This window comes from Pseudomonas sp. GW821-FHT09C09 (assembly GCF_059418105.1).
In genome coordinates this window covers 154,077-178,946 of sequence record NZ_JBWKPF010000007.1, presented here as the reverse complement: position 1 = coordinate 178,946, position 24,870 = coordinate 154,077, and the positions used below count along the sequence as shown (strand labels likewise).

Annotated in this window: 23 protein-coding genes and 1 pseudogene; 15 read left to right on the top strand and 9 right to left on the bottom strand. The window is 60.2% G+C overall.

Annotated elements, in window-relative coordinates:
* Window positions 1-58: 58 nt before the first annotated feature.
* Entirely contained in the window at window positions 59-484 is a 426-nt protein-coding gene (locus AC07NR_RS22070; RefSeq protein WP_085712366.1) for a GNAT family N-acetyltransferase, read from the bottom strand.
* 137 nt (window positions 485-621) lie between these two features.
* Here AC07NR_RS22070 and AC07NR_RS22065 point away from each other — a divergent pair, with 137 nt between their 5' ends.
* The 3 genes and pseudogenes from AC07NR_RS22065 to AC07NR_RS22055 all read left to right on the top strand — a co-directional run.
* A complete protein-coding gene (locus tag AC07NR_RS22065; protein WP_085712365.1) occupies window positions 622-1,059 on the top strand; it encodes a hemerythrin domain-containing protein in 438 nt (145 codons plus the stop codon).
* 223 nt (window positions 1,060-1,282) lie between these two features.
* On the top strand, window positions 1,283-1,918 hold the full coding sequence (locus AC07NR_RS22060) for a lytic polysaccharide monooxygenase auxiliary activity family 9 protein (RefSeq protein WP_114883991.1): 636 nt from the start codon (window positions 1,283-1,285) through the stop codon (window positions 1,916-1,918).
* A gap of 39 nt (window positions 1,919-1,957) precedes the next feature.
* A pseudogene (locus AC07NR_RS22055) lies at window positions 1,958-2,986 on the top strand (chitinase); the annotation flags it as partial.
* A 188-nt stretch (window positions 2,987-3,174) separates the two neighbouring features.
* Here AC07NR_RS22055 and AC07NR_RS22050 read toward each other — a convergent pair.
* Together AC07NR_RS22050 and AC07NR_RS22045 are read right to left on the bottom strand one after the other, a co-directional pair.
* Window positions 3,175-3,576, bottom strand: coding sequence for a hypothetical protein (locus tag AC07NR_RS22050; RefSeq protein ID WP_495079471.1), 402 nt, complete (start codon window positions 3,574-3,576; stop codon window positions 3,175-3,177).
* Window positions 3,577-3,578: 2 nt separating this feature from the next.
* Window positions 3,579-8,423, bottom strand: a complete 4,845-nt coding sequence (locus tag AC07NR_RS22045; protein ID WP_495079470.1) for an RHS repeat-associated core domain-containing protein — start codon at window positions 8,421-8,423, stop codon at window positions 3,579-3,581.
* A gap of 207 nt (window positions 8,424-8,630) precedes the next feature.
* On the opposite strand from AC07NR_RS22045, the gene AC07NR_RS22040 reads away from it, so the two are divergent.
* A complete protein-coding gene (locus AC07NR_RS22040; RefSeq protein WP_248740741.1) occupies window positions 8,631-9,221 on the top strand; it encodes an NUDIX domain-containing protein in 591 nt (196 codons plus the stop codon).
* Here the strand turns inward: AC07NR_RS22040 and AC07NR_RS22035 are convergent.
* Entirely contained in the window at window positions 9,218-9,733 is a 516-nt protein-coding gene (locus AC07NR_RS22035) for a methylated-DNA--[protein]-cysteine S-methyltransferase (protein ID WP_248740742.1), read from the bottom strand. The genes AC07NR_RS22040 and AC07NR_RS22035 overlap by 4 nt on opposite strands.
* 135 nt (window positions 9,734-9,868) lie before the next feature.
* Here AC07NR_RS22035 and ggt point away from each other — a divergent pair, with 135 nt between their 5' ends.
* The 3 genes from ggt (at window position 9,869) to AC07NR_RS22020 (ending at window position 13,296) form a co-directional block, all read left to right on the top strand.
* A complete protein-coding gene (gene ggt, locus AC07NR_RS22030; RefSeq protein WP_085711597.1) occupies window positions 9,869-11,596 on the top strand; it encodes a gamma-glutamyltransferase in 1,728 nt (575 codons plus the stop codon).
* Window positions 11,597-11,662: 66 nt separating this feature from the next.
* Window positions 11,663-12,196 carry a cysteine hydrolase family protein gene (locus AC07NR_RS22025; RefSeq protein ID WP_248740743.1) on the top strand — a complete coding sequence of 178 codons (534 nt, stop codon included), beginning with the start codon at window positions 11,663-11,665 and terminating at the stop codon, window positions 12,194-12,196.
* 86 nt (window positions 12,197-12,282) lie between these two features.
* Window positions 12,283-13,296 (top strand): lysozyme inhibitor LprI family protein, encoded by a 1,014-nt coding sequence (locus tag AC07NR_RS22020; protein WP_248740744.1) that lies wholly within the window; start codon window positions 12,283-12,285, stop codon window positions 13,294-13,296.
* Between the two features lie 4 nt (window positions 13,297-13,300).
* Here AC07NR_RS22020 and AC07NR_RS22015 read toward each other — a convergent pair whose 3' ends face one another.
* Window positions 13,301-13,942 (bottom strand): TetR/AcrR family transcriptional regulator, encoded by a 642-nt coding sequence (locus tag AC07NR_RS22015; RefSeq protein WP_134826247.1) that lies wholly within the window; start codon window positions 13,940-13,942, stop codon window positions 13,301-13,303.
* A 125-nt stretch (window positions 13,943-14,067) separates the two neighbouring features.
* Between AC07NR_RS22015 and AC07NR_RS22010 the strand changes: the two genes are divergently transcribed.
* Window positions 14,068-14,526: a GNAT family N-acetyltransferase gene (locus tag AC07NR_RS22010; RefSeq protein WP_248740745.1), complete on the top strand. Its 459-nt coding sequence runs from the start codon at window positions 14,068-14,070 to the stop codon at window positions 14,524-14,526.
* Between the two features lie 5 nt (window positions 14,527-14,531).
* Here AC07NR_RS22010 and AC07NR_RS22005 read toward each other — a convergent pair whose 3' ends face one another.
* On the bottom strand, window positions 14,532-14,831 hold the full coding sequence (locus tag AC07NR_RS22005; protein ID WP_248740746.1) for a DUF7693 family protein: 300 nt from the start codon (window positions 14,829-14,831) through the stop codon (window positions 14,532-14,534).
* Window positions 14,832-14,990: 159 nt separating this feature from the next.
* Here AC07NR_RS22005 and AC07NR_RS22000 point away from each other — a divergent pair, with 159 nt between their 5' ends.
* Complete coding sequence (locus tag AC07NR_RS22000; RefSeq protein WP_495079469.1) at window positions 14,991-16,436, top strand: SulP family inorganic anion transporter; 1,446 nt, start codon at window positions 14,991-14,993, stop codon at window positions 16,434-16,436.
* Between the two features lie 19 nt (window positions 16,437-16,455).
* On the opposite strand, the gene AC07NR_RS21995 is transcribed toward AC07NR_RS22000, so the two are convergent.
* Window positions 16,456-16,974, bottom strand: coding sequence for a carboxymuconolactone decarboxylase family protein (locus tag AC07NR_RS21995; RefSeq protein ID WP_495079468.1), 519 nt, complete (start codon window positions 16,972-16,974; stop codon window positions 16,456-16,458).
* Between the two features lie 133 nt (window positions 16,975-17,107).
* Between AC07NR_RS21995 and AC07NR_RS21990 the strand changes: the two genes are divergently transcribed.
* A complete protein-coding gene (locus tag AC07NR_RS21990; protein ID WP_495079467.1) occupies window positions 17,108-17,929 on the top strand; it encodes a cupin domain-containing protein in 822 nt (273 codons plus the stop codon).
* A gap of 3 nt (window positions 17,930-17,932) precedes the next feature.
* Here the strand turns inward: AC07NR_RS21990 and AC07NR_RS21985 are convergent, their stop codons facing one another.
* Complete coding sequence (locus AC07NR_RS21985; protein ID WP_495079466.1) at window positions 17,933-18,826, bottom strand: DMT family transporter; 894 nt, start codon at window positions 18,824-18,826, stop codon at window positions 17,933-17,935.
* Between the two features lie 90 nt (window positions 18,827-18,916).
* Here AC07NR_RS21985 and AC07NR_RS21980 point away from each other — a divergent pair, with 90 nt between their 5' ends.
* The gene (locus tag AC07NR_RS21980; protein ID WP_495079465.1) at window positions 18,917-20,248 is read left to right on the top strand and encodes an aminotransferase-like domain-containing protein; all 1,332 of its coding nucleotides are present in this window, start codon (window positions 18,917-18,919) and stop codon (window positions 20,246-20,248) included.
* Between the two features lie 55 nt (window positions 20,249-20,303).
* The gene (locus AC07NR_RS21975) at window positions 20,304-20,693 is read left to right on the top strand and encodes a c-type cytochrome (RefSeq protein ID WP_495079543.1); all 390 of its coding nucleotides are present in this window, start codon (window positions 20,304-20,306) and stop codon (window positions 20,691-20,693) included.
* Window positions 20,694-20,730: 37 nt separating this feature from the next.
* Here the strand turns inward: AC07NR_RS21975 and AC07NR_RS21970 are convergent, their stop codons facing one another.
* The gene (locus AC07NR_RS21970; RefSeq protein WP_495079464.1) at window positions 20,731-21,615 is read right to left on the bottom strand and encodes a LysR family transcriptional regulator; all 885 of its coding nucleotides are present in this window, start codon (window positions 21,613-21,615) and stop codon (window positions 20,731-20,733) included.
* Window positions 21,616-21,775: 160 nt separating this feature from the next.
* On the opposite strand from AC07NR_RS21970, the gene AC07NR_RS21965 reads away from it, so the two are divergent.
* The 3 genes from AC07NR_RS21965 (at window position 21,776) to AC07NR_RS21955 (ending at window position 24,684) form a co-directional block, all read left to right on the top strand.
* On the top strand, window positions 21,776-23,077 hold the full coding sequence (locus AC07NR_RS21965; protein ID WP_495079463.1) for an NAD(P)/FAD-dependent oxidoreductase: 1,302 nt from the start codon (window positions 21,776-21,778) through the stop codon (window positions 23,075-23,077).
* Window positions 23,078-23,128: 51 nt separating this feature from the next.
* Entirely contained in the window at window positions 23,129-24,217 is a 1,089-nt protein-coding gene (locus AC07NR_RS21960) for a polyamine ABC transporter substrate-binding protein (protein WP_495079462.1), read from the top strand.
* Between the two features lie 131 nt (window positions 24,218-24,348).
* On the top strand, window positions 24,349-24,684 hold the full coding sequence (locus AC07NR_RS21955; RefSeq protein ID WP_085711582.1) for a hypothetical protein: 336 nt from the start codon (window positions 24,349-24,351) through the stop codon (window positions 24,682-24,684).
* Window positions 24,685-24,870: the final 186 nt, after the last annotated feature.

Genomic DNA, 24,870 nt, shown 5'->3' with positions numbered 1-24,870 from the left:
GTTCAGTGCGCTGAAGTGTCTGACCCTCGCCAGTTTGCTGGCGAGGGGGACGCTGAACTCAATCAATCAAGCGTTTCTGGAAAAAGTGCCGCTTGTGCCCCAGCGGGTAATCCTTGATTTCGCCACACTCGACATAGCCAAGCTTCTTGTAGAACCCGGGCGCCTGAAACTCAAAGGTGTCGAGCCAGATTCCCACGCAGTCTTTTTCTCGCGCAAATTCCTCGACCATCTGCATCAGTTTCGAGCCGATACCCTGGCCCCGGCCTTCTTCCGGCACGGCCAGCAACTCGATGAACAGCCACCGATAGAACGTGTGCCCATAAAGGCCACCGAGGATCGCGTCGTTATCGTCGCGCACCAGCAGCGCGACCGGCTCGTACAACGAAGGCCCGGCCTTGGCGATGTTATAGGCACGCAGGGGCGCCAGGATGGCTGCGCGCTGTTCTTCGGTGGGGTCCTGTGACAGCTCGATCCGCAACGTCATGTTGTCTTCCTTGTAGTAATGAGCTCGCAGCCTATCGTGCGGCAGTCGATTGAAGCAATCGCCCGGAACCGTTGCTCCCGCGCCGGGGTCTAGCCCTTGAAGGCGTTCATTCCGAATACGTCTGCCGAGGAGAGTCCATGAATATTTTCGAAGCCCTTCGCGAGAGCCACGACCGCCAGCGCGGCTATGCCAAGACCTTGATCAAGACCAGCGGCGACACCCCGGAGCGCGTCGAAGCCTACAAGCAACTGAAGGCCGAGCTGCAAGCCCACGAGACAGCCGAAGAGCGCCACTTCTACATCCCGTTGATGGAGTTCGACAACGGGGTCGATCTCAGTCGCCACGCCATCGCCGAACACCATGAAATGGACGAAATGATGGAGGAGCTCGACGAGACCGAAATGTCCAGTCCAGCCTGGCTGGCCACGGCGAAAAAGCTCTCGGACAAAGTCCATCACCACTTGAAGGAAGAGGAGCAGAAGTTCTTCCAGATGGCCGGCAAGCTGCTCGACGACAAGCAGAAAGAACAGCTCGCCGGGCAGTATGAAAAGGAGTTCAAGGCGCAACTTCCCTGAATGCTTGAATGCAGGTTTTTGCAATGACGCCGTGTAGGCTTTTTGCCATGCGTTGGGTGAGCGTCGTCGTAATGTACTGTATTTATATCCAGTGTTTTCGGTGTTTTTCGGATATTGCCCAGGCGTGCTGCGACAAAACCGCCGATGGACAAAAAATCCCCCTCCGTTAGCTTGAAGACCTCTCCCCGGAAAGGAGAGTTCTTAAATCAATGGAGTGAAAAACATGAATCAACCACAAGCTCAAACCCAACTGCGACACGGTCGCGTCATTTCCCCTGCAAGCCGCGGTGCGGTGGCTATCGAACAAGGATTGCTCGGTGGCTGGCAGGTCAACGAGATGGAAGGCGGCAAGAACTTCCCGGCACTGGTGGCCGGCCCGTTCCCGGCGCCTTTCGAGTCGGACAACCCGAGTGTCGTGCCACCGGCCGACGGGCACATTCTCAGCGGCGGCAAGGACGACGCCCGTGACTGTGTGAACTTCACCGACGAGGAAATGAGCAAGAAGCTCGGTCGCCCGTTCACCTGGCCGCTGCTCAACGTCACCCCTGGCCAGACCCTCGAAGTGAAATGGGAATACACCGCGCCGCACACCACTCGCGGTTACCGCTGGCTGATCACCAAGGATGGCTGGGACCCGAAACAACGCATCACTCGTGCGCAACTGGAAACAAAACCGTTCGCCGAGGACTTCTATCCGCAAGTGCCGTACTACAGTCATTCGGCGGAGCTGAAGGCCAAGGTCAATCACGCGGTGAAACTTCCGGCCAACAAGCAAGGTCGTCACGTCATCGTCCTGATGTGGATCGTCGCCAACACCGGCAACGCCTTCTATCAGGCCTTCGATGTGGACTTCAAATAAGTCCGCAACACCTACCTACACGTTCTGAAGGATTAGAACATGTCAAATATCGACTTCACGTTAATGCAAAACCAGGCGAGCGATGCGGCTTCGCTGATGCCGAGCATCGCCGGCAAGAAGATCCTCATGGGCTTCTGGCACAACTGGCCCGCGGGCCCGAGCGATGGCTATCAGCGCGGTCAGTTCGCCAACATCGCTCTGGAAAACGTGCCCAAGGACTACAACGTGGTTGCGGTCGCGTTCATGAAGGGCAGCGGGATTCCGACCTTCAAGCCCTTCAATGTTTCCGATGCCGAGTTCCGCCGCCAGGTTGGCGTACTCAACAGTCAGGGCCGGGCGGTGCTGATTTCCCTCGGCGGCGCCGATGCGCACATCGAGTTGCGTTCCGGTCAGGAGCAGCCACTGGCTAACGAAATCATCCGTCTGGTGGAGACCTACGGTTTCGACGGGCTGGACATCGATCTTGAACAGAGCGCGATTGATTTCGCTGCCAACAAGACCGTGCTGCCGGCCGCCCTGAAACTGGTCAAGGATCACTACGCCGGCCAGGGCAAGCATTTCATCATCAGCATGGCGCCGGAGTTTCCATACCTGACCACCTCCGGCAAATACGTCGGCTACCTGCAGGCACTGGAAGGCTACTACGACTTCATCGCGCCGCAGTTCTACAACCAGGGTGGTGACGGTGTCTGGGTCCCCGAGGCCAATAACGGCAACGGGGCATGGATCGCGCAGAACAACGATGCGATGAAAGAGGACTTCCTCTATTACCTGACCGAAAGTCTGGTGACCGGCACGCGCGGGTTCACGAAGATCCCTGCGGACAAGTTCGTCATCGGCCTGCCTGCCAACGTTGACGCCGCTGCCACCGGTTATGTGATCGACAAGAACGCGGTCGGCAACGCGATGAAACGCCTGGCGGTCAAAGGGCACCCGATCAAGGGCCTGATGACCTGGTCGGTAAACTGGGACAACGGCACCAGCAAGGATCGTGTGCCGTACAACTGGGAGTTCAGCCGGCGTTATGGACCGCTGATCAACGGCGTGGCGGCTGCCACGCAGGTGCCAGATGTCGCAATGGCCGACATGGCCCGTCAGCGGTAATCGAATGAAAAAGCCCGGTAGCGCTGCCGGGCTTTTTTTGAATTACTGAAAAAATAAAATGAGGCCAATGTTCTGTAGCTGTTCATCAATTGCAAACAGTGTACCTGACTGGATGAGGGCTTTAAATTGTGTTGCTCAAGGTGCTTTGAGGCTCATTCTTTGGGCGCGCTGAGTGAATTTAACCATGTTTTAAAATAATCTTGCTGCTCTTTCGGTGTTTTTGAAATGTTGCAATCTTCATGGTCGAAAATATGGACTATGTTTTCTCTTCTTGCTGATTTCCCTAGCGTTAATTCATACGCAAGTGAGCCGCCACTCATTTGTGAACACATTCGGGAGGGCGTCACGTTCAATTTGGCTCCCTTGCAAAGAAATGTTATTTTCGGGTGCTCATTCCTGATTTTCGCCAAACAAAGATATAGGTCGTCTGCCTCGTATATTTGTTTAAATCCGTTGCTCATCGAAAACTCAATGGTCCCCTTTGCGGCATCGTAGGACAGATTTGCCTGTTCGAGAGCCTCATTAACGATGATTGATATTTTTTTGTGTTCCATTTCTATTTTCTTTTTGGATTAGGGATTGAGTAGCCTACATAGCTACCATCTTTTTTTAGCGGTGTAACTCCAATAATGTCAGCGCTATGAATGGAACCTGGAATTGCAACTTCTATCTCGTCTGCAAATGGTACTTGGTTTCCGAGTGTTTTGTTTACATTTATTCCTAATATTTTTCTAAGTGTGTATAGGTAACCTTTTCTTGTTTTTGAACTTGTACCAAATTCGATCGCGACAAACTCAGATGGTGATGTGCTGATAAAGTAGCTCGGTGGGTTATTGCTGTCCATGGCGTGTAGCAATAGATCAGTACTTTGGCCTTTGCTTTTGAACCCGTTTTTAAAAACCTCATCGGGATGTTTCACGTCACCGCGATATAAGTATTCTCCTTCTTTTTCTCGGAGCGGAAGCTTGGGCTCACCTTCATTAACTTTGGACCCTTCCACCCCATCCGGAACCGGACATCCCGGCCTATTCGGCGGCGGACAATTGGACGTCAACCCCAACGGATCCACCCACCCCGTCGGATTCGGCACGTACCGGTACTGATTCAGCCCACCTGCCAGCTTCACCGGATCCGGCGTCAGGTACCGTCCAACGTCCGGGTCGTAGTACCGATGCCGGTTGTAATGCAGCCCGCTTTCCGCATCGAAGTACTGCCCCTGAAAGCGCAGCGGTTGGTCGAGGTAGTCGTCGGTCGCCAGTTCCAGCGAGGTGACCTTGCCGTAGGCGCTGTATTTGGCTGACCAGACGATCTCGCCGCTGTAATCGGTCAGTTCCTGCGGGGTGCCGAGGTGGTCGAGCTGGTAGTAGAACGGGCAGGCGCGTTTCGGGCCTTGGCCGTCGAGCATCGCCAGCGGGCGGAAGGTGCCGGGTTCGTAGATGAAGCTGCGGTGCTGGGTCGGGCTGCTTTCGGCGATCAGGTGGTCGCCCTGCCAGAAGAACTCGGTGGTCTGGCCATCGACGGTTTTACGGATGCGGCGGCCGAAGGCGTCGTAGTGGTAGGTGGCGCTGGTGCCGTCGGGGCGGGTCAGGCCGATCAGGCGGTGCTGGCTGTCGTAGCGGTATGCAGTGACGAGCTGTTGGGCGCGACCACGGCGTTCGCGGATCAGGTTGCCGAAAGCGTCGTAGTCGTAGTGACGGTCGCCCTGCATCAGCAGGCGGTTGCCCTTGATCTGTGTCGGGCCGGGGCGGTCCTGTAGCAGCAGGTTGCCCGCCGGGTCGTGGGCGAAGTTTTCCGGCACATCGTCACGGGTGTGGCGCACGCGGATCAGTCGGTCGAGGGCGTCGTACTGGTAGCTGCGCTGGCCGTGGCGGGTGTCGGCGATGTGTTCAAGGTTGCCGTTGGCGCTGTAGGCAAAATCGCGGCGGTACAGCGCACTGCGTTGATGGCCTACGGCGTGGGACAGCAAGCGGCCCTGTTCGTCGTAGGCATATTCGCTGAGCAACAGGCCTTGCTGGCGTTTTTGCTCGCGGCCGTTCTGGTAGACGTGGCGGGTGAGCAAGGCGCCGTTGAGGTCGATCGCGGTCAGCGCGCCGCCCTTGGCGTAGTGGTAGTCGAGCTTGCTGTTGTCCGGCAGACGCATCCGGGTGAGTTGGCCGCAGGCGTCGTAGGTGTAACGCAAGGTGCCCCAGCCCTGATGCTCACGGACCAGGCGGTCCTGCAGGTCGTATTCAAAGGCCAGTGGGTGATTCTGGCCGTCGTCTACACCGATCAGCCGACCGAGGCGGTCGTAGCGGTATTCAACCGTGCCGCCGTCCGGCAGGGTCTTGAGCAGCAGGCGCCCGGCAGCATCGCGTTGATAGCCGGTGACCAGCGTCGAGCCGTCATCGCCGTACTCGGTCTTCTCCAGCAGATGACCGTTGCGGTCATAGGCGTACGCGGTGCGCCGCCCGTCAAAACCGGTTTCCTGTCGGATCAATCCGGTCGGCGTGTAGTCCAGCCGGTACTTCTCGCCGGACTCGTTCTCGATTTCCGTCAGCAACAGCTGCGCATGGTCGTAGCGATACTGCAGCCGCGTGCCGTCAGGATTGATCCGCCGGCTGACCAGGTGCAGGTCGTCGTCATACTCGTAGCGGGTGATGCGCCCCAACTCATCGCGTTCGGCGGTGATCTGGCCGTAAGCGCTGTAGGACCAGGCCCGCGTCGCTCCGGTCGGCATCGTGGTCTGGATCAGCCGGCCGACGGCGTCCCACACATGGCGGGTGACGGCGCCATGTTCGTCCTGCGCAGTAATCCGCCGTCCCAAGGCATCGTAGGAAAACTTCCGAACCCCACCGTCCGGCAGGCTTTCCTCGACCAGTTGCCCAAGGTCGTTCCACACGAACACATGCCGGCCGCTGTCCGGATAACGGATCGACAGCAACCGCCCCTGCGGGTCGTAGTGGTAATGGGTGACATGGCCGTCGGGATCAACCGCTTCAGTGATGTCACCCTGGGCATTGCGCCGGTAGGTCCACTCCGCCTCGCCACGCGAACGGCGGTGCAGGAAACCATTGCGGTACTCGTAGGACGTGGGCGCATCGTCCGGCGGAATCAGCGCGATCAGCCGTCCGGCGTCGTCATAGCGGTACTCGGTGACCGCCCCCAGCGCATCCTGCTCGGCGATCAATCGGCCCTGCGCATCGTAGGCCTTGAACTGCTCGCCACCGTCGGCGGCCACCTGACGCACCAGCCGCGCCGTGTCGTCGTGGACGTAAACCTCTTCGCGACCGTCGACGTAGCGCACCGTGACGCTGCCGGCATCGTCCCAGACATAACGCGTGTCCATCTGCGAAAACGATGCCCAGTGCCGCACGCAACGTGCCGCCTTGCCGGAACGCTCCCACTCCCAGAAGAAGCTCGCGCCGCCACTCAGTTGCCGTTGCAGGATGACATGCTGGTCGTCGTAGTCGTAACGCTCACTTTCGCCGACGGCGTTGGTCGCTTCGATCAGTCGGTGACGGGCATCGAAGCGGTAGCTGGCCAGCGTTTGCTCGGTACGCCAGGCAGACTCCCGAAAAACCTGATAATCGACCGCGACCAGATGCGCCCGCTCATAGCGCAGCAACAAGGAACGACCGGCCCCGTTGTCGAGGCGCTCAACGCGATCCAGACGATCACGCGAAATGCGCAACCGGTTGCCGTAGGCATCGCTGAAAAGCGTCAGACGTCCAGCCCGAAAGTGATAAAACCGCGCCGCATCCCCCGCCAGCGCAACGATCAGTTCCTCCGGCTCATCCCCAAGAAAGATCGCCGCCCGCGACAGACTGTTGTGAATCGCCGGCCGCTCGCCACTCGGCAACGGAAACCGCGTGCGCCGGTTCTCATGGTCAACCCAGACCACCGAAGCGCCATCAACCTCCAGTCGATGCGCCAGCGAATGACTCCAGCCAAAACCCAACCCGACATCGATTTCCGCCGCACTGGTGCGATACAACCGGCTGAATTCGAAGGGCAGCAGCCCATCCAGCACACCGTCAGTCAGCGTCAGCAGCTCTTCGCCAGTGACCATCGACACCGGACACCCGTTGGTGCAGGTCAACGGCGCGCAATCGGCGCTGTCACCGTTAGGGTTCTTCGCCTGAGCCGACGCATCGTCGCGAGGCTCATGCCGCTCCATTCGGGTCGTGCCGTGTGACTTGTTACGTGCAATGGCCGCCGGATTGGGCACCGTCAGCACCCGCGCATCCGCCGTACGAATCTCCAGCGGAACTGCAGGTGTCGGCCGCAGCGGTGCCGGACGGGCATTGATCATCAGCGGTTTCAACGCGCCCGCATGCCGAGTCAGATCGGGCGCCGAAGTCAGCTCCGCCAACCGCAACGCCGACGCCGCCAGCCATTCCCGGGCACGCGGCGACTTGACCTTGCCCAGCACCTTGGCGCTCAACCGCAGCGGCACGCCCATACCGCCCGACATGCACATCAGCAGAAAACTGACCAGTAACTCCGCCCGGACTTCAGCCACCACCTCGGCGAGGTACTGCGGCGGCAGCATCTTCAGCCAACTGGTAAAAGCTGCCAGATGAATGAACAGCAACGGCTCGTCGCTGAGCATCAGCAAGCCATTGGCGATGGCTTCGGCGGAGGCCTCGAGCAAGGCTTCCAACTCGACACCGGACAGGTATTGCAGCAGTTTTTCGCTGTTGGCCTGCAAGTCGGCGAGCAGGGCAAACAGTTGTTTCACGTCATCCCAGACGCCATTCAGCGCCGTTTCGAAACCGCGCCAGTCGGCCTGCTGCAACTGACCGTAACGCTCCAGAAAACCCGCGCTGGAAAACTCGGCCCATTGCGGTTGAACCCCGACCCATTCCTCACGCAACCATTTTTCCAGGCCATCAATGAGCCCCTGATACGAGGCATACAGCGTCTGGATATGCGCGGTGGAAACATCGGGAAAGAAGGTGATGCGATAACGCTGGCCCCGGTCGCAGTTGTCGACCTCGAGAATGCCGCTGGGGCCGATGGTGTAATGCTGCGGTTCGCCAAATGACAGGACACCGCCAGCGTCCGAAATGACCGGTTCCAGGGTCACCGGCGTATCGCCGATCGGCACGAAGCGCGCGGCTTCGAACATGTGCACCAGCGTCAGGGAGCCAGTGGCAGAACACATGGCCACTGAGGAACTGATGGGTTTTCGACTGCCAACCGGCGCACTGAGCTGGACATCGTTGCCGACCTTGAACACCTGATCGACATCCAGCGCGTTTCCCGTCCAGAACTGCTCGGCCCAGCTTTCATAGTCGTTGAGGCAGAGACGGAACTCCTGAAACAGCTTCTCGGCGTCGGGCTGGTCAGGGTTCAGCGCAGCGACCACCAGCAAACCGATGCTGTTGTTCAGTTTCAGGAGTTGGTCAGATGGAAGCATTCGCAGTCACTCGCGCGCATCAAGGGGATGGCGCGAAACTTTGCGGGGGATCAAACAGGAAAGAAGTCAGCCGAGTAGGCGATGTCTGTAGGGCGTTTCTCTAAGTGCATTCGGCTTTGCCGGGTATTAGCGAGAGGCTGTTCGTTGAGCAGGGCTTTCGCCTACCATGCCATTAACGATATCGATGACAAAAAAGGATCGAGCGTCATGCCCAACACCGCCGAGCGGATCAACATCGTCGACACTCAGGTGTTGTCCCACGACTGGTATCTGCTGAAGAAAATCACCTTCGACTACCTGCGCAACAACGGTGAATGGCAACGCCAGACCCGCGAAGTCTATGACCGTGGCAATGGTGCAGCGATTCTGTTGTTCAACCGAGAGAAGCGTACGGTGGTGCTGACTCGCCAATTCCGCTTGCCGGTGTTCGTCAATGGTCATGACGGTCTGCTGATCGAGGTGGCTGCCGGGTTGCTGGAAGGCGCGGCGCCGGAGCAGCGCATCCGCGACGAGGCCGAGGAAGAAACCGGTTACCGCGTGCACGATGTGAGGAAGGTGTTCGAGGCGTACATGAGCCCGGGCTCGGTGACCGAGAAGCTGCACTTCTTCGTTGCCGAATACGATGCGGCGTCAAAGGTCAGCGACGGTGGAGGCCTGGAGGAGGAAACCGAGGAACTGGAGGTTCTGGAGTGGCGCTTCGACGATGCACTGGCAGCGTTTCATCGTGGCGAGATCTGCGATGCCAAGACCATCATGCTGTTGCAGTACGCGGCGATGAATAACTTTTTCGACGCTTAAAACAGCTCGCCGGTTTTGCCGATGTCTGACCACTGGCCACCTTCCAGTATCAGCAAGCGTTCCTTGGCTTCAAGGCCGCCGGCAAACCCGGTCAGTTTTCCCGAAGCACCAATCACCCGGTGACAGGGCGCGATGATCGAAATCGGGTTTCTGCCGTTCGCCGCGCCGACGGCACGTACCGCGCTGGGATGGCCGATCTGTTCGGCAATCTGGCTGTAAGTGCGGGTTTCGCCGAACGGAATGGTCAGCAACGCGGCCCAGACCTTTTTCTGGAACTCGGTGCCGGCAAAGTCCAGCTCCAGATCGAACGCACTTCGCGTTCCTGCAAAATATTCTTCCAGCTGTCGCGCGGTTTTCAGCAACACCGGATTATCAGGGGCTTCGGTCATGGGTCCGAGGCGCACCCGGTTCGGTTTGTCGTTTTCCCAGAGGATGGCGGCCAGTCGTGAACCGTTCGCGACCAGCTTCAACTCGCCGACGGGCGAGGGCAGGGTGATGAACGTGTAGGCCATGGGAAAAACTCCGGGTCGGGTCGGCAACAGCGCCCAGCATACTGCCGGATCGGGGAGGCGCAAACCGCAATCGCGACCATACTGGCTGATGCTCTTGAAGCGCTTTCCTACCTTATAAAAAGAAGAGACCGACTCATGAAGTACGAACCTTTTGCCAAATCGCTGATTGCGACCTCATTGGCGCTCAGCTGCCTCATGGCCCATGCCGCCTCGGTTGCCCCGGTCGCCGCCGAAAACGGCATGGTGGTCACCGCCCAGCACCTGGCCACCCACGTGGGTGTCGATGTCTTGAAAAGTGGTGGCAACGCGGTGGATGCGGCGGTCGCCGTGGGCTACGCACTGGCGGTGGTTTACCCGGCAGCGGGCAACCTCGGTGGTGGTGGTTTCATGACCATCCAACTGGCGGACGGACGCAAGACCTTCCTCGACTTCCGGGAAAAAGCCCCGCTGGCCGCGACGGCCAATATGTACCTCGACAAGGATGGCAACGTCATTCCTGATCTGAGTACCCGTGGCCACCTCGCGGTGGGCGTTCCGGGTACGGTCTCCGGCATGGAGCTGGCGCTGACCAAGTACGGCACCAAGCCGCGCAAGGACATGATCGCCCCGGCCATCAAACTGGCGGAAGAAGGCTTCGAGCTGGAGCAGGGTGACGTCGATCTGCTGGACTACGCCACCGACGTGTTCAAGAAGGACATGAAAGATTCAGGCTCGATCTTCCTGCACAACGGCGAGCCGATGCAGGTCGGGCAGAAACTGGTGCAGAAGGATCTGGGCAAGACCCTGCGTACCATTTCCGAGAAAGGCGCCGACGGCTTCTATAAAGGCTGGGTGGCCGATGCCATCGTCACCTCCAGCCAGGCCAACAAGGGCATCATCACCCAGGCCGACCTCGACAAATACAAGACCCGCGAACTGGCCCCGGTGGAATGCGATTATCGCGGCTACCACGTGGTGTCGGCGCCGCCGCCAAGCTCTGGCGGGGTGGTGATCTGCCAGATCATGAACATCCTCGAAGGCTATCCGATGAAGGATCTGGGCTTCCATTCGGCCCAGGGCATGCACTATCAGATCGAGGCGATGCGCCACGCTTATGTGGATCGCAACAGCTATCTGGGCGACCCGGATTTCGTGAAGAACCCGATCGAGCACCTGCTGGACAAGAACTACGCGACCAAGCTGCGCAACGCGATCCAGCCGCAGAAGGCCGGTGTGTCGGCTGAGCTGAAACCTGGCGTTGCGCCTCACGAAGGCAGCAACACCACGCACTACTCGATCGTCGACAAATGGGGCAACGCGGTGTCGGTCACCTACACGCTCAACGACTGGTTCGGCGCGGGTGTGATGGCGAGCAAGACCGGGGTGATCCTCAACGATGAAATGGACGACTTCACCTCGAAAGTGGGCGTGCCGAACATGTACGGCCTGGTGCAGGGTGAAGCCAATGCCATCGCCCCCGGCAAGGCGCCCTTGTCGTCGATGAGCCCGACCATCGTCACCAAGGATGGCAAAGTGGTGATGGTGGTGGGCACGCCGGGCGGCAGTCGCATCATCACGGCGACGCTGCTGACCATGCTCAACGTCATCGACTACGGCATGGGCCTGCAGGAAGCGGTCGATGCGCCGCGCTTCCACCAGCAGTGGATGCCGGAGCAGACCAACCTCGAGGACTACGCCGCGAGCCCCGACACGAAGAAGATTCTCGAGAGCTGGGGCCACAAGTTTGCGGGCCCGCAGGACGCCAACCACATCGCTGCGATTCTGGTCGGAGCGCCGTCGCTGGGCGGTAAACCGGTGGGCAAGAACCGCTTCTACGGCGCCAATGATCCACGGCGCAACACCGGGTTGTCTTTGGGTTACTGAGAAGGGTAAAAAGGGGGCGGGCACACGTCCGCCCCTGTCTCAAGGACCGATCAAGGAAGGCTCACCATGACCACCGCATTGCTGATCATCGATGTCCAGCGCGCCCTGTGCACAGGCGAATACGAGTGCCACGACATCAAACGGGTGATCGACACTATCAACGGCCTCAGCGCCCGCGCACGCAAGGCTGGCGTCACAGTCGTGCTGATCCAGCATAACGAGAAGGACAGCCCGCTCACCTACGGCGCCGAGGGCTGGCAACTGGCCGATGGCCTGAATACCGCACCGAGTGACCTGCACGTCGACAAGACCGCCAACGACTCGTTCTACCAGACCCACCTGCAAAAGCTGATCCCCCGGGAAGACTTCGATCGCCTGGTGATCTGCGGCTTGCAGACCGATTACTGCGTCAACGCCACCGTACGCCAGGCCCATCAACTGGGCTACGACGTGGAACTGGCCGCCGACGCGCATTCCACCGTCGACAACGGCAACATGAGCGCGGAAGACATCATCGCCGAACACAACAAGGACTGGGCGCACCTGACCGGTTCCGTGGCGCGGATTGATGTGAAGCCGGCGGCCGAGATCGCGTTCTGACTCTCTTGAAGTAACCGGTGAAATTTCCAGAGCATCGATAGCCCGGGCCCGGCATACTGCCGCCGCCTCAGGAATGGAATCTGTCGATGCTCGCTTTCAATCTCCGTCACGCCTTGCTGCTGACGTCCCTCGTTTTTGCTGCCAACACCCACGCTGCCAGTTTCGACTGCGCCGGCGCTTCCAGCCCGGTTGAAAAAGCCATTTGTGCGGATCCGGATCTCTCGGGACTCGATGACAAACTGGCTGCAGTCTGGCGTTCGGCGCTGGCCAAAGTTGCCGATCCCAAAGCCCTCAAGGCTGATCAGCGGATGTGGCTGAAAAGCCGCAATAGTTGCGACCAGCGGCTGGCCTGTCTGCGCCGCAATTATCTGATGCGAATTACCGAGCTCGATTACGCCGCCAAACCTTTTGGCTGGAACGCCACATGGCAGCTCATCCCTGATGGTCCCTCGACAGCCGCCCAAATCAATACCCGGCAGCGCGACGCCGGGCATATCGCTTTCGATATTTCGGCGGCAGAGGGCGGCAACTCGGGCGATCTGGAGGGTGTGGCTGTGCTGAAGGGTAAGCAGGCCGATTACGCTGAAGGTGAATGTGCGCTGAGCTTTACGGCGATCAACGGCATTCTGAATGTTGTTCAGGATGGTTCCGACGCCGCCTGCGGTGGGGGCATGGGGGTTTTCTACGCCGGTCGCTATGTGGCTTCCGAGCAACCATTGAAGATCGAATACGATTTACTCAGCCTTGGACTGGCCCGTTCGTCTCAGGACAACGCGACGCTGCATGCGTTACTCAACGCTGACTATCAGGTGCTGGTTGAAACATCCGGTTCAATGATGATCGGCGACCCTGGTGCAGATGTGCCGGACGGCCAGGTTGTGGAAATGTGGATGCGTGGTATAGGGGGGACGGCGATTTTCATGAGCGGCCCAAGCAGCCGGTTTTGGGTGATGCTGATGGCCTACGACGGCAAGGGAAATTCTCGTGTTCGTTACTACACCAACGTGCCGCAATGGAAAGCTCGATTACCCGACGTCATGCAGGCCTGGTACAAGCAAAGGTCAGGTGAAGCAGCGCTGCCGCTGGACTTCATGCCCTGACACTTCAAGTCGCAAACATCAACCTGCGCACATCACTCACCGGCGCGGACACCACACCGCCCAGCACCAGCCGCGTGATGGTATCCGCCGCCCTTTCATAGTCCTCATCCTGCGGCACTTCCCGCCCGGTGATGCGCCCCATCTGCCAGCCGATATTGGTGTAGGTGCGCGTCGCCGACCAGATGAACAGCATCAAATGCTCGGGATCCACCGGCGCCAGCAAGCCGCGCTCGATCCAGCTGCGCAGGCACTCGACATTGCGCCGGGCTTCGGCGTGCAGCAGGTCGCGGCATTCATCGGGTAGCTGGCGACCGCCCAGCAGCAGTTCACCACTGAACACCTTGGCAATCGCCGGATGCTCGCGGGCGATTCGGATGCGGGCCGCGACGTAGGCGCGCAGGCCGATCAACGGGTCGTCACTTTCGCGCAATACCGCCGAGGCCTCCAACAGTGGTTCGACAAAGCCGAGCAGCACTTTGCCGTAGAGGTTTTCCTTGCTCTGGAAGTAGTAATAGAGATTGGCCTTGGGCACACCGGCGCGGGCGGCGATGTCGCGGGTCTGGGTCGCGTCGAAGCCGTTGGCGGCGAACTCTTCGCTGGCGGCCTTGAGGATCAGTTGCTGGTTGCGTTCGCGGATGCTGCTCATGGAAGGCGTTGAAAGTCTGGCGATTTCGGGTTCGCAATATACAAAACTATATAGCGATTAAGCCAGCGAACTCGACGGACAGCGCTATGCTGCTGCAATCATTTGACGGGATCGGGGGAGGGGATATGAGTCTTCAGGCAATACGCGCCAGCGCGGAACATCTGGATGCGGTGGCCTCTCTGTTCGACGGCTATCGTGGATTTTATGGTCAGCCATCGAACCTGGCGCAATCGCGGGCCTTCATCGCCGAGCGCATGGCCGGCAACGAATCGGCGATTTTTCTGGTTGAAGATGAAAACGGCGAGGCGTTGGGATTCGTACAGTTGTATCCGACGTTTTCATCGATTGATGCCCACCGCACCTGGTTGCTCAGCGACCTGTTTACCACGCCGGCCGCTCGAGGCCGTGGCGTCGGGCGATTGCTGATGAACACCGCCCGCGACTTCGCCGTGGAAACCGGTGCCAAGGGACTGGTTCTGGAAACCGCCACCGACAATTTCACGGCTCAGGGCTTGTACGAGTCCCTTGGCTGGGTGCGTGACACAGGCTATTACACCTACAACCTGGACCTGCGACAGGGCTGATTCGGTCAGTCGGCCCAGGCCAGTAGCCGCTCGATCTGAGCCAGTTCCCAGGTGCTGAGCAGGCTGACCGGGTCGGTGCCGAAACGTTGAGTGGTGTCGAGTGTCCATAAGCGACCTTCCGGGCACCGGCATTGCAGGCAGTGGTGCAGGCGTTGGCTGTCAAAGTCGAGCGACAGGTGCCAGCCGTCGATCTCGACCGACATCTGGCCGGCCCCGGATTCCTGTGCAATACGCCGTAATGCGCAAACGCCCAATGCCGCATCGCGCAGGCGCTGGCAGACTTCGCGGGTGGATAGCGGTGACATGTTCAAATCCGTCGATCAACGAAGCGCGCAAGCATAAAGCGCCAGGCCGTCCCTGTCAGCGACCGCTGGCCCGTGCCCGGTCAATTGCGTAACATCCGCAACCCTCTTTTTCCCGTGAATACAGCGGCCGCCAGTGTCGGCCGCGCTGTCAGGTAAGCCATGAAACCGATTCGTCTGCGCGCCGATGTCCTGGCCGGACTCACCACCTCGTTCGCCCTGTTGCCCGAATGCATTGCGTTCGCGCTGGTGGCTCATCTCAATCCGCTGATGGGGCTTTACGGCGCCTTCATCATTTGCACGCTGACTGCGTTGTTCGGCGGCCGGCCGGGCATGGTGTCCGGGGCGGCCGGTTCGATGGCGGTGGTGATCGTCGCGCTGGTGGTGCAGCACGGCGTGCAGTACCTGCTGGCGACGGTGTTGCTTGGCGGGTTGATCATGATGGCGTTCGGGCTGTTGCGCCTGGGCAAACTGGTGCGCATGGTGCCGCACCCGGTGATGCTCGGGTTCGTCAACGGTCTGGCGATCATCATTGCGCTGGCGCAACTGGAGCATTTCAAGAGCGGCGAGCAGTGGCTCAGCGGTACGCCGTTGTACCTGATGACCGGGCTGGTGCTGCTGACCATGGCCATCGTGTACATCCTGCCGCGCCTGACCCGTGCCGTTCCGCCGGCACTGGTGGCGATCCTCGGCGTCGGGGCGCTGGTCTATCTGCTCGGCCTGCCGACCCGCACCCTCGGCGACATGGCGCACATCGCTGGCGGTCTGCCGACGTTCGCGCTGCCGGACATCCCGTACAACCTCGACACCCTGCGCATCATCGCGCCCTACGCGATCCTGATGGCGCTGGTCGGCCTGCTGGAAACCCTGCTGACCCTCAACCTCACCGACGAAATCACCGAAACCCGTGGTTACCCGGATCGCGAATGCGTGGCGCTGGGGGCGGCGAACATGGTCTCCGGCGCGTTCGGCGGCATGGGTGGTTGCGCGATGATCGGTCAGACCGTGATCAACCTCAGCTCCGGCGGGCGCGGCCGATTGTCCGGTGTTGTGGCGGGCGTGCTGATTCTGCTGTTCATTCTGTTTCTGTCGCCGCTGATCGAGCGGATTCCGCTGGCGGCGCTGGTGGGGGTGATGTTCGTGGTGTCGCAGCAGACGTTTGCCTGGGCCTCGTTGCGGGTGCTGAACAAAGTGCCGCTCAATGATGTGCTGGTGATCATCGCGGTGACCACCATCACGGTGTTCACCGATCTGGCCACGGCAGTGCTGTGCGGGATCATCATCGCGGCGCTGAATTTTGCCTGGCAGCAGGCGCGTGAACTGTACGCCGACGAACATCTGGAAGCCGACGGCAGCAAACTCTATCGCCTGCACGGCACGCTGTTTTTCGCCTCGACCACGCCGTTCCTCAATCAGTTCGACCCGGCCAACGATCCACAGCGCGTGACCCTGGACTGCCGGCACCTGAGCTTTGTCGACTACTCGGCCATCGCCGCGCTGAAAACCCTGCGTGAACGCTACGCCAAGGCCGGCAAGCAGTTGCAGGTGTTTCACCTGTCCGAGCGCTGCAAGAAACTGCTGAAACGCGCCGGGGTCGACCACGACTGAGATCGACCCCGGTCACGGATCAGGCATCGATAGCCGGGAAGTCGATGTCGGTCAGCGCGGTGTTGTTGAGGTAGTTGGTCAGGGTCTGCACGGCGACGATGGCGATCACTTCGATGATCTTCTTGTCGTCGATGCCGGCAGCGCGGGCGGCGGCAATCTGCTCATCGCTCAGATGACCACGGGTTTCGGTCAGTTGATGGGCGAGGGTGGCAAAAGCATTCAGCCTGCCGTGACGCGCTTCGATGATTTCTTCTGCTGCCAGCCCGGCCTTGCTGGCAAACAAGGTGTGCGCCGCCAGGCAGTAATCACAGCCGTTGACCTGCGACGTGGCGAGGTACACCACCTCTTTTTCCTTGGCGCTCAGGGACGTTTTGCCCAGTGTGGCGGAGGCTTGCACATAGGCATCCAGTGCGGCGGGTGCAACCGCCAGGGTCTTGAACAGGTTTGGCAGGAAGCCGATTTTTTTCTGCACGCCTTCCAAGGTCGGGCGGGTGGTGTCGGTGGCGTTTTCAAGGGTGATCGGGGCGATGCGGCTCATGGTGATTCTCCAAAAGTCCGGTGCGAAGTGCGCCGGGGATGGAGGTCATGTTATTGAGCGAGGCTGGTGCCTTGGGTGCAAATCGTCGAGGATATGCGACAGATCGTCCAAGCCTGTCGTCGAGGATTCGCCCATGGATCGCTTGTCCACGTTGCTCAGCCACTTCGGCGTGAATGCCGGCACCTTCCACAGCGGTACTTTCTGCGGCATCAGCGCCTACGGTGGCGATCAGGTCTGCGGTCATGTGCATCTGTTGCAGGCCGGGCAAGTGCTGCTCAAACCGGGGAATGACCCCGAACTCACCCTCAGTGAACCAACGCTGATCTTTTTCCCACGCCCGTTTTCCCATCGACTGTTCGCCGACGAGAGCATGGGCGCGCAACTGGTGTGCGCCTCGCTGACCTTTGATGGTGGCGCGGGCAATGCGCTGGCGGCGGCGCTGCCGGATTATCTGGTGCTGAAACTCGCCGACCTTCCGGAGATGACCAGCACTCTGGAATGGCTGTTCAAGGAAGCATTCGACGGCCATTGCGGGCGTGAAGCGGTGATGGATCGGCTGTTCGAATTGCTGGTTATTCTGCTGCTGCGGCATCTGATCAGCAGTCGCAATCAGCAACCGGGCATGATGGCGGGGTTGGCCGACCCGAAGATTTCCCGTGCCTTGAGCCTGATGCACGACCATCCGGCCAAGGCCTGGAGCGTCGCCGAACTGGCCGCGACCGTGCATTTGTCCCGTGCCGGTTTTGCCGAGCATTTCCGGCGAGTGGTGGGGCAGACGCCGGTGGATTATCTGGTGAGCTGGCGGATCAGCCTCGCGCAGAAACGTCTGCGCGAAGGGCGGCCGATTGCCCTGATCGCCGAAGAAGTCGGCTATGAAAGTCCTTCGGCGCTGGCCCGGGCGTTTCGACGCAAGACCGGGCTCAGTCCACGGGAGTGGAAAGCGGGAACGAGCTGAAGCTTATCTTGCGAATTTCTTCGCCCCGGCCACACAGAGAATCACACCCAACGTGACCACCAGCATGCCGACGCTGACGTGTTCATGCAGCAACGTCGCCGCCAGCGCCAGACCAAAAAACGGCTGCAACAACTGCAACTGCCCGACCGCCGCAATCCCGCCCTGAGCGAGGCCGCGATACCAGAACACAAAACCGATCAGCATGCTGAACAGCGAAACGTACGCCAGGCACACCCACGCCGACACGCTGATGCCGCTGAACGAGGCGGGCGCCTTCCATACGCTGAGTACGGCCATCACCGGCAGCGACAACACCAGTGCCCAGCAGATCACCTGCCAGCCGCCGAGGGTGCGCGACAGTTTGGCGCCTTCGGCATAACCGAGACCGCAGGCAAGGATCGCCGCGAGCATCAACAGATCGCCGGTGGGCGAGGCGGTCAGTCCCTGGGAAACCGCAAAGCCGACCACCAGCGAACTGCCCAACACCGAAAAGATCCAGAACACCGGGCGCGGCCGTTCACCGCCGCGCAGCACGCCAAAAAACGCCGTCGCCAACGGCAGCAATCCTACAAACACAATGGAATGCGCCGACGTCACATATTGCAGCGCGAGGGCGGTCAATAGCGGGAATCCCACGACTACGCCCATTGCCACGATCAACAAAGAGAACCACTGATCCCGCGCCGGGCGTCGTTCGAGAAACAGCCACAACAGGCACAACGCCAAGACCCCGGCGATGGTGGCGCGGATGACGGTGAGGAACACCGGGTCGAACTCCAGCACCGCCAGCCGTGTGGCCGGCAGCGAGCCACTGAAAATCACGACGCCGATGAAACCGTTGATCCAGCCGCTGGTTTTTTCCAGGGCCGGGGCGGGCAGATTCGTGGTTCGTTCCATGTCGGTCATGCTCAAAAGTGGGGTTGCTTGTGGCTCATCCTAGGGTTGAGAATCAGCACAATCAAAGAATTGTCATGGATACATCCCGACATGCCGCGCTCCCGCTACAAGACCCTCGTTGATACCTATGCCGCCGACATTCGTGCCGGTCGTTTGCTGCCTGGTACGCGTTTGCCGACCCATCGGCAACTGGCGGCCAGCGAAGGGCTGGCGCTGGTCACGGCGTCGCGGGTGTATGCGGAGCTTGAGGCGATGGGACTGGTCAGCGGTGAGACCGGGCGGGGCACGTTTGTCCGGGAAACTTCGTTATTGCCGGGGCAGGGCATTGACCAGAAAGATATTGCCGTCGGCATGATCGACCTCAACTTCAACTACCCGTCGCTGCCGGGGCAGGCCGATCTGTTGCGCACCGCTTTGCGGCAATTGGCGCTGTCCGGCGACCTTGAAGCGCTCCTGCGTTATCAGCCCCACGCCGGGCGCCAGCATGAACGGGCCTCGGTTGCCCGGCACTTGCAAGCCCGAGGCCTGAGTGTCGACGCCGAACAGGTGTTGATCGTCAACGGCGCCCAGCAAGGTCTGGCGGTGACGTTGATGGCACAGCTCAATCCCGGTGACGTGATCGCGGCCGATGCGCTGACCTATTCAGGCTTCAAGGTATTGGCCGAAGCACTGCATCTGGAAGTGGTGGCGATTCCAGTGACCGCAAACGGGCCGGATCTGGCGGCACTCGACAGATTCTGCCGCAGTCGCCCGGTGCATGCCGTGTACAGCATGCCGACCCTGCACAATCCGCTGGGTTGGGTAATGCCGTTGGACCAGCGCGAACGCTTGGTAGCGATTGCCCGACAGCATGATCTGACGATCATCGAAGACGCTGCCTACGCCTTTCTGGTCGATAACCCGCCGCCGCCACTGGCGGATCTTGCGCCGGAGCGCACGGTGTACGTCTCGGGGCTTTCGAAAAACATCGCCACGGGTCTGCGCGTCGGCTTCATCGCCGCGCCGCTGAAAATCGTCCCGGCACTGGAACGCATCATCCGCGCCACCACCTGGAACACGCCGGGGGTGATGACCGCGATGGCCTGCGGCTGGCTCGACGACGGCACGGTCACCTTGCTGGAGGCGCAAAAGCGCGATGACGCCCGGGCCCGTCAGGTGCTGGCCGCGGAAATCCTGCAAGGCTTGCCGATGGTTGGTCATCCATCTTCGTATTTCCTCTGGCTGCCGCTGCCGGAAGATGCAAGGTCCGATCAGGTGGTGATCGAGCTGATGAAGGCGCAGATCTCGGTTACCAACGCCGAGCCGTTCACCGTATCGGCCCATGTGCCCCACGCGATCCGGCTGGCGCTGGGCTCGGTGGACATGCTTGTCCTGCGTCAAGCCTTGCTCAAAGTCCGGCAGGTGATCGCGGCTTACCTGTAGCGCAACGCTCCCCGCAGGATTACCCTTGGCACCGCCGAAGATCTGGATGCTCCCGATGAAAAACACCGCGTTATTGACCCTCGCCCTGATCCTCAACGCAGGCCTGTTCAGCACCGCCACCTATGCGGCCGGCGACGCCGAGGCGGGCGGCAAAATCTTCCCGCGCCTGTGCGGCGGCTGCCATCAGGTCGGCGAATCCGCCCGTCCCGGATTCGGCCCGCAACTCAACGGCATCATCGGCCGTCCGGCGGGGACATCGGCGAACTACGTGTACTCCGATGCAATGAAGAACTCCGGCATCACCTGGAACCGCGAAACGCTGACGGAGTATCTGAAAGATCCGAAAGGCGTGGTGCCGGGGACGCGGATGATCTTCTGGGGGCTGAGTGATGAGGAGAAGATTGATAATTTGTTGGCGTATCTTCAGTCATTTCCCAATCAATGAGCTTAATGGCGGGGACCGCGCAACGCCGTTCCCGCGTTCAATTTTCCTGCTCGACCTGACTGGCAAACCACCCCATCACCACCGCACACGCTGGATGCGCTGCCGCTGACGGCTGCAGGCACAACGAGTAAATCCCCCCGGTTTTCAGCGGTTCCCCGAACGGCACCACCAACACCCCACGCTCGATGGATTCTGCCGCGAGCGTCATGTCCGTCACCGCCACACCCAATCCCCGCGCCGCCGCGTCCAGTGCCAGTTCATCGAGATTGAACGGGATGTGCCGGTAGTCCTCCAGCGGTTTGCCGTCGTTCGCAGCCAGCCATTCGATCCACGCCTGGCGATCCGCCGAGCGATGCAGCAAGGCAAAACGCTGCAGTTCTTCGACTGACCGGGGGGCGTCCACCAAATTGGGAGCGCACACCGGCACCAGTGTTTCCTGAAACAACGTCAGGCAGTCCGGATCACTCGATGCCGTCGGCAGATAAAGGATGTACGCGTCGCTGTCACTGGTGGGCTCGACGACTTCGGTGGCGACGGTTTCGATGGCCAACGAGACCTCGGGATGGTGCAGATAGAAGTCGCTGAGTCTGGGCAGCAACCAACGCACTGCCAGCGACACGTGCAGGCGAATGCGGAACGGTCGCTTCTGCGGCGTGAGGCGTTCTTCGAGGTTTTTCAGTTGCTCGAAAATGCTCCGCGCGCTCGCCAGAACCTGCTCGCCTTCCGGCGTCAGGTGCAGGTTGCGACTGGTGCGCACGAACAGCGCCACGTTGAAGTGACTTTCCAGTTGCTGGATCTGCCGGCTGACGGCGCTTTGGGTCAGGCACAACGTCTGCGCAGCCTGAGTGAAGCTGCCGCATCGGGCGACTTCGACCAGTGCCTGCATGGCTTGCAGGGACGGAACGTGGCGAATTTTATCCATGCGTTTTCAGAATGGCTCGATGATTTCTTAGCGTTGGTGAGGCGTTTGAAGACCCTATAGATTCAAGCTCTGGCGGCAATCTTCACAACACGGGCATGCGATTCACGCATGGGCATCCCAAGAAGGCAAGCCGCCGAACGACAGTCTTACGAGGTGATGCATGGACAATATCTGTGGCTGGATCGCGCAAGCCGGAAACGCCCCGGCACGCGGTCGCCTGAGCGGAGCGCAAAAAGCCGACTGGCTGGTGATCGGGGCCGGGATCACCGGGCTCAGCGCCGCGCATAACCTCGCGCAATTGCATCCCGAAGCGCGGATTGTGGTGGTGGATCGGCAATCGGCGGCGGAAGGCGCTTCGGCGCGCAACTCGGGATTCGTGGTCGCCCATGAACACCCGGCCGACAGCGAACTGATCGGCGCCGCAGGCTTTGCTGGGTTTGAAGTCGACACGGAAGTTTCCCGCGCCGCCAGCGAAGAAGTCCGCCAACGCATTGCCCGACACGCTATCGACTGCGACTTTCGTGACAGCGGTTATTTTTTTGCCGTCAACGACCCGGCCAAGCTCAATCAGGTCGATGCAAAACTGGCCACGCTACGCGCCCTCGGTGCCCGCGCCGAATTCCTGCAAGGCGAGGCGCTGAGCCAGAAACTCGGCACTCGCCACTATCAGGCGGCGATCTGGTGCGGCAATGGCAACGCGCTGCTGCAACCGGCCAAGTACGTGAAGGGCTTGCTCGATGTGCTCCCGGAGAATGTCACGGTGTTTGAAAACACCGATATTTCGGGTCTTGAGCGTGTCGGCCAGGGACGCCTGCGTGCCCGAGGTGCCGAAGGCAGTATCGAGGCGAAGCAGGTGCTGGTGTGCCTCAACGCCTTCATTCCCCGCGTCGGCATCCGCGACAGCGCCACGTTTCCGATGGAGTTGAGCGCCAGTCTCACGCGCCCGCTCACGGATCAGGAATTCGCGGCCATCGGTTCGGTCGAGCCCTGGGGTGTGCTGTCGACCCGGCCGCTGGGCGCGACCGTGCGGTTGACCCCGGATCGCCGGGTGATGATCCGCAACACCGCCGAATACCGCACGCGAGACCTGTCCGACAGCGAACTGGTCCTGCGTCGGCAACATCATGTGCGCGGTCTGCAACGGCGTTTTCCGTTCCTTGGCGAACAAGACATTCGCTACACCTGGACCGGTCACCTGAGTGCGAGTCGCAGCGGCCAGGCCTATTTCGACCGGGTTGAGGAGGGCGTTTTCGCCGTCGCCGGTTGCAACGGTTCAGGCGTGGCGCGTGGAACCCTGTGGGGACGGCTGTTGGCGGAACTGGCATCGGGCGTCGACTCGCCCTTGCTGCAATCGGTGATGCAACGGGCCGAACCCGGCTGGCTGCCGCCGCGACCTTTCTTCGATATCGGTGCCATGCTTCGCATGCGCGTGGAGGCGGTCAGGGCCAGAACAGAAATCTGAAATTCCGCACATCCCACAAGAACAAAAGCCATTCAATTCAGGTGACAGAACATGCGCGTCCATACACTTTCCCTGGCGGTCCTGCTCGCAACCGCATCGACCGGCGCCCTGGCCGACGAAGCGGTCAACATTTCCAACTGGAACGGCTACATCGCCGACGACACCCTGGCCAACTTCACCCAAGCCACCGGCATCAAGGCCACTTACGACATCCATGACAGCAACGAAGTGCTGGAATCCAAGTTGATGACCGGCAATACCGGTTACGACGTGGTCAGTCCGTCGAACCACTTTCTGTCGCGGTTGATCAAGGCTGGTGCGATCCAGAAACTCGACAAGTCGCAACTGCCGAACTGGAAGAACCTCGACCCGCAGTTGATGAAGAAACTCGAAGTCAACGATCCGGGCAATCAATACGGCTATCCGTACATGTGGGGTACGGCGGGTATCGGTTACAACGTTGAGAAGATCAAGGCGATTTTCGGCAACACCGACGTTACCCGTTCGTGGAAGCTGTTTTTCGAAGAAGACAACATCAAGAAGCTGAGCCAGTGCGGCGTGGCGATCATCGACAACCCGACCCAGGTGTTGCCGATCACCCTCAACTATCTGGGCCTGCCGCCACACAGCCATGAACCGGCGGATTACCAAAAAGCCGAGGCTGCGTTATTCAAGATTCGCCCTTACGTGCAGTACTTCCACGCGTCGAAGTACATCAGCGATCTGGCCAACGGCAACGTCTGTGCGGTGATCGGTTTCAACGGCGATGTCGTCCAGGCTGCCGCCAGTGCCAGGGAAGCAAAAAACGGTATCGACATCGCCTATTCGATCCCGGACGAAGGCACGACGCTGTGGTTCGACATGGTGGTCATGCCCAGGAACGCGCCCCACCAGAAGAACGGCTACACCTACATGAACTACCTGCTGGAACCCAAGGTGATCGCCAACATCAGCAACAGCATTCACTACGCCAACCCCAACGCGGCAGCGAATGAGTTCCTGACGCCGGCGGTGAAACAGGATCAGGCGATATACCCGCCGAAAGAGGTGATGGACAAGCTGTTCACCGTGGAAGAGTTGCCGGCGGCGATTGCGCGGTTGACGACGCGGCTGTGGACCAAATTGAAGACCAACACCTGAAGAGACTCGTGAAGCGCTGCTGGCAGCGCTTCATGAAACATTTCCAGATTGATACCAATGTGCCATTGCCTCCAGTAAAGTGTGCGCCGCCCGAGAGATGGATCCCGGGCGTTTACCCATGGAGTCTTGCAGTGAAATACCTCAGCAAAGTAGTCGCCGCCGCACTGTTCGGTGTGGTTCTGGCAGGTTGCACCGGCACCCCGATGAATACCAAGCACTACGACAGCAACCAGTACACCGTGATCGGCCACAGCGAAGCGACCGCCACCGGCCTGATGCTGTTCGGCGTGATCCCGATCCGGCAGAACAGCCGTTTCGTCCGCGCGCAAGAGGCCGCCATCCAGGCCAAGGGCGGCGATGCCATGATCAACACCCAGGTTCAGGAAAACTGGTTCTGGGCATGGGTTCTGAGCGGCTACACCACCAAGGTTTCCGGTGACGTGGTCAAGCTGAAGACCGTTCAGTAAGCGACGGCTGGATGTGAAAAAGCCCGGCTGATCAGGCCGGGCTTTTCTTTGTCTTGCGAAAGCGTTTTCAGATCATGCGACGCGGCGTTCGATCAGACGATCCGAGCCACCTTCGGCAACGCGGCGTTCTTGCAGACGATCCGAGCCACCTTCAGCTACGCGACGTTCTTGCAGACGATCCGAACC

Excerpts from the sequence above, each read along its gene's own strand:
- AC07NR_RS22070 (WP_085712366.1), bottom strand. The coding sequence starts at position 484 with ATGACGTTGCGGATCGAGCTGTCACAGGACCCCACCGAAGAACAGCGC.
- AC07NR_RS22065 (WP_085712365.1), top strand. The coding sequence starts at position 622 with ATGAATATTTTCGAAGCCCTTCGCGAGAGCCACGACCGCCAGCGCGGC.
- AC07NR_RS22060 (WP_114883991.1), top strand. The coding sequence starts at position 1,283 with ATGAATCAACCACAAGCTCAAACCCAACTGCGACACGGTCGCGTCATT.
- AC07NR_RS22050 (WP_495079471.1), bottom strand. The coding sequence starts at position 3,576 with ATGGAACACAAAAAAATATCAATCATCGTTAATGAGGCTCTCGAACAG.
- AC07NR_RS22045 (WP_495079470.1), bottom strand. The coding sequence starts at position 8,423 with ATGCTTCCATCTGACCAACTCCTGAAACTGAACAACAGCATCGGTTTG.
- AC07NR_RS22040 (WP_248740741.1), top strand. The coding sequence starts at position 8,631 with ATGCCCAACACCGCCGAGCGGATCAACATCGTCGACACTCAGGTGTTG.
- AC07NR_RS22035 (WP_248740742.1), bottom strand. The coding sequence starts at position 9,733 with ATGGCCTACACGTTCATCACCCTGCCCTCGCCCGTCGGCGAGTTGAAG.
- ggt (WP_085711597.1), top strand. The coding sequence starts at position 9,869 with ATGAAGTACGAACCTTTTGCCAAATCGCTGATTGCGACCTCATTGGCG.
- AC07NR_RS22025 (WP_248740743.1), top strand. The coding sequence starts at position 11,663 with ATGACCACCGCATTGCTGATCATCGATGTCCAGCGCGCCCTGTGCACA.
- AC07NR_RS22020 (WP_248740744.1), top strand. The coding sequence starts at position 12,283 with ATGCTCGCTTTCAATCTCCGTCACGCCTTGCTGCTGACGTCCCTCGTT.
- AC07NR_RS22015 (WP_134826247.1), bottom strand. The coding sequence starts at position 13,942 with ATGAGCAGCATCCGCGAACGCAACCAGCAACTGATCCTCAAGGCCGCC.
- AC07NR_RS22010 (WP_248740745.1), top strand. The coding sequence starts at position 14,068 with ATGAGTCTTCAGGCAATACGCGCCAGCGCGGAACATCTGGATGCGGTG.
- AC07NR_RS22005 (WP_248740746.1), bottom strand. The coding sequence starts at position 14,831 with ATGTCACCGCTATCCACCCGCGAAGTCTGCCAGCGCCTGCGCGATGCG.
- AC07NR_RS22000 (WP_495079469.1), top strand. The coding sequence starts at position 14,991 with ATGAAACCGATTCGTCTGCGCGCCGATGTCCTGGCCGGACTCACCACC.
- AC07NR_RS21995 (WP_495079468.1), bottom strand. The coding sequence starts at position 16,974 with ATGAGCCGCATCGCCCCGATCACCCTTGAAAACGCCACCGACACCACC.
- AC07NR_RS21990 (WP_495079467.1), top strand. The coding sequence starts at position 17,108 with ATGGATCGCTTGTCCACGTTGCTCAGCCACTTCGGCGTGAATGCCGGC.
- AC07NR_RS21985 (WP_495079466.1), bottom strand. The coding sequence starts at position 18,826 with ATGGAACGAACCACGAATCTGCCCGCCCCGGCCCTGGAAAAAACCAGC.
- AC07NR_RS21980 (WP_495079465.1), top strand. The coding sequence starts at position 18,917 with ATGCCGCGCTCCCGCTACAAGACCCTCGTTGATACCTATGCCGCCGAC.
- AC07NR_RS21975 (WP_495079543.1), top strand. The coding sequence starts at position 20,304 with ATGAAAAACACCGCGTTATTGACCCTCGCCCTGATCCTCAACGCAGGC.
- AC07NR_RS21970 (WP_495079464.1), bottom strand. The coding sequence starts at position 21,615 with ATGGATAAAATTCGCCACGTTCCGTCCCTGCAAGCCATGCAGGCACTG.
- AC07NR_RS21965 (WP_495079463.1), top strand. The coding sequence starts at position 21,776 with ATGGACAATATCTGTGGCTGGATCGCGCAAGCCGGAAACGCCCCGGCA.
- AC07NR_RS21960 (WP_495079462.1), top strand. The coding sequence starts at position 23,129 with ATGCGCGTCCATACACTTTCCCTGGCGGTCCTGCTCGCAACCGCATCG.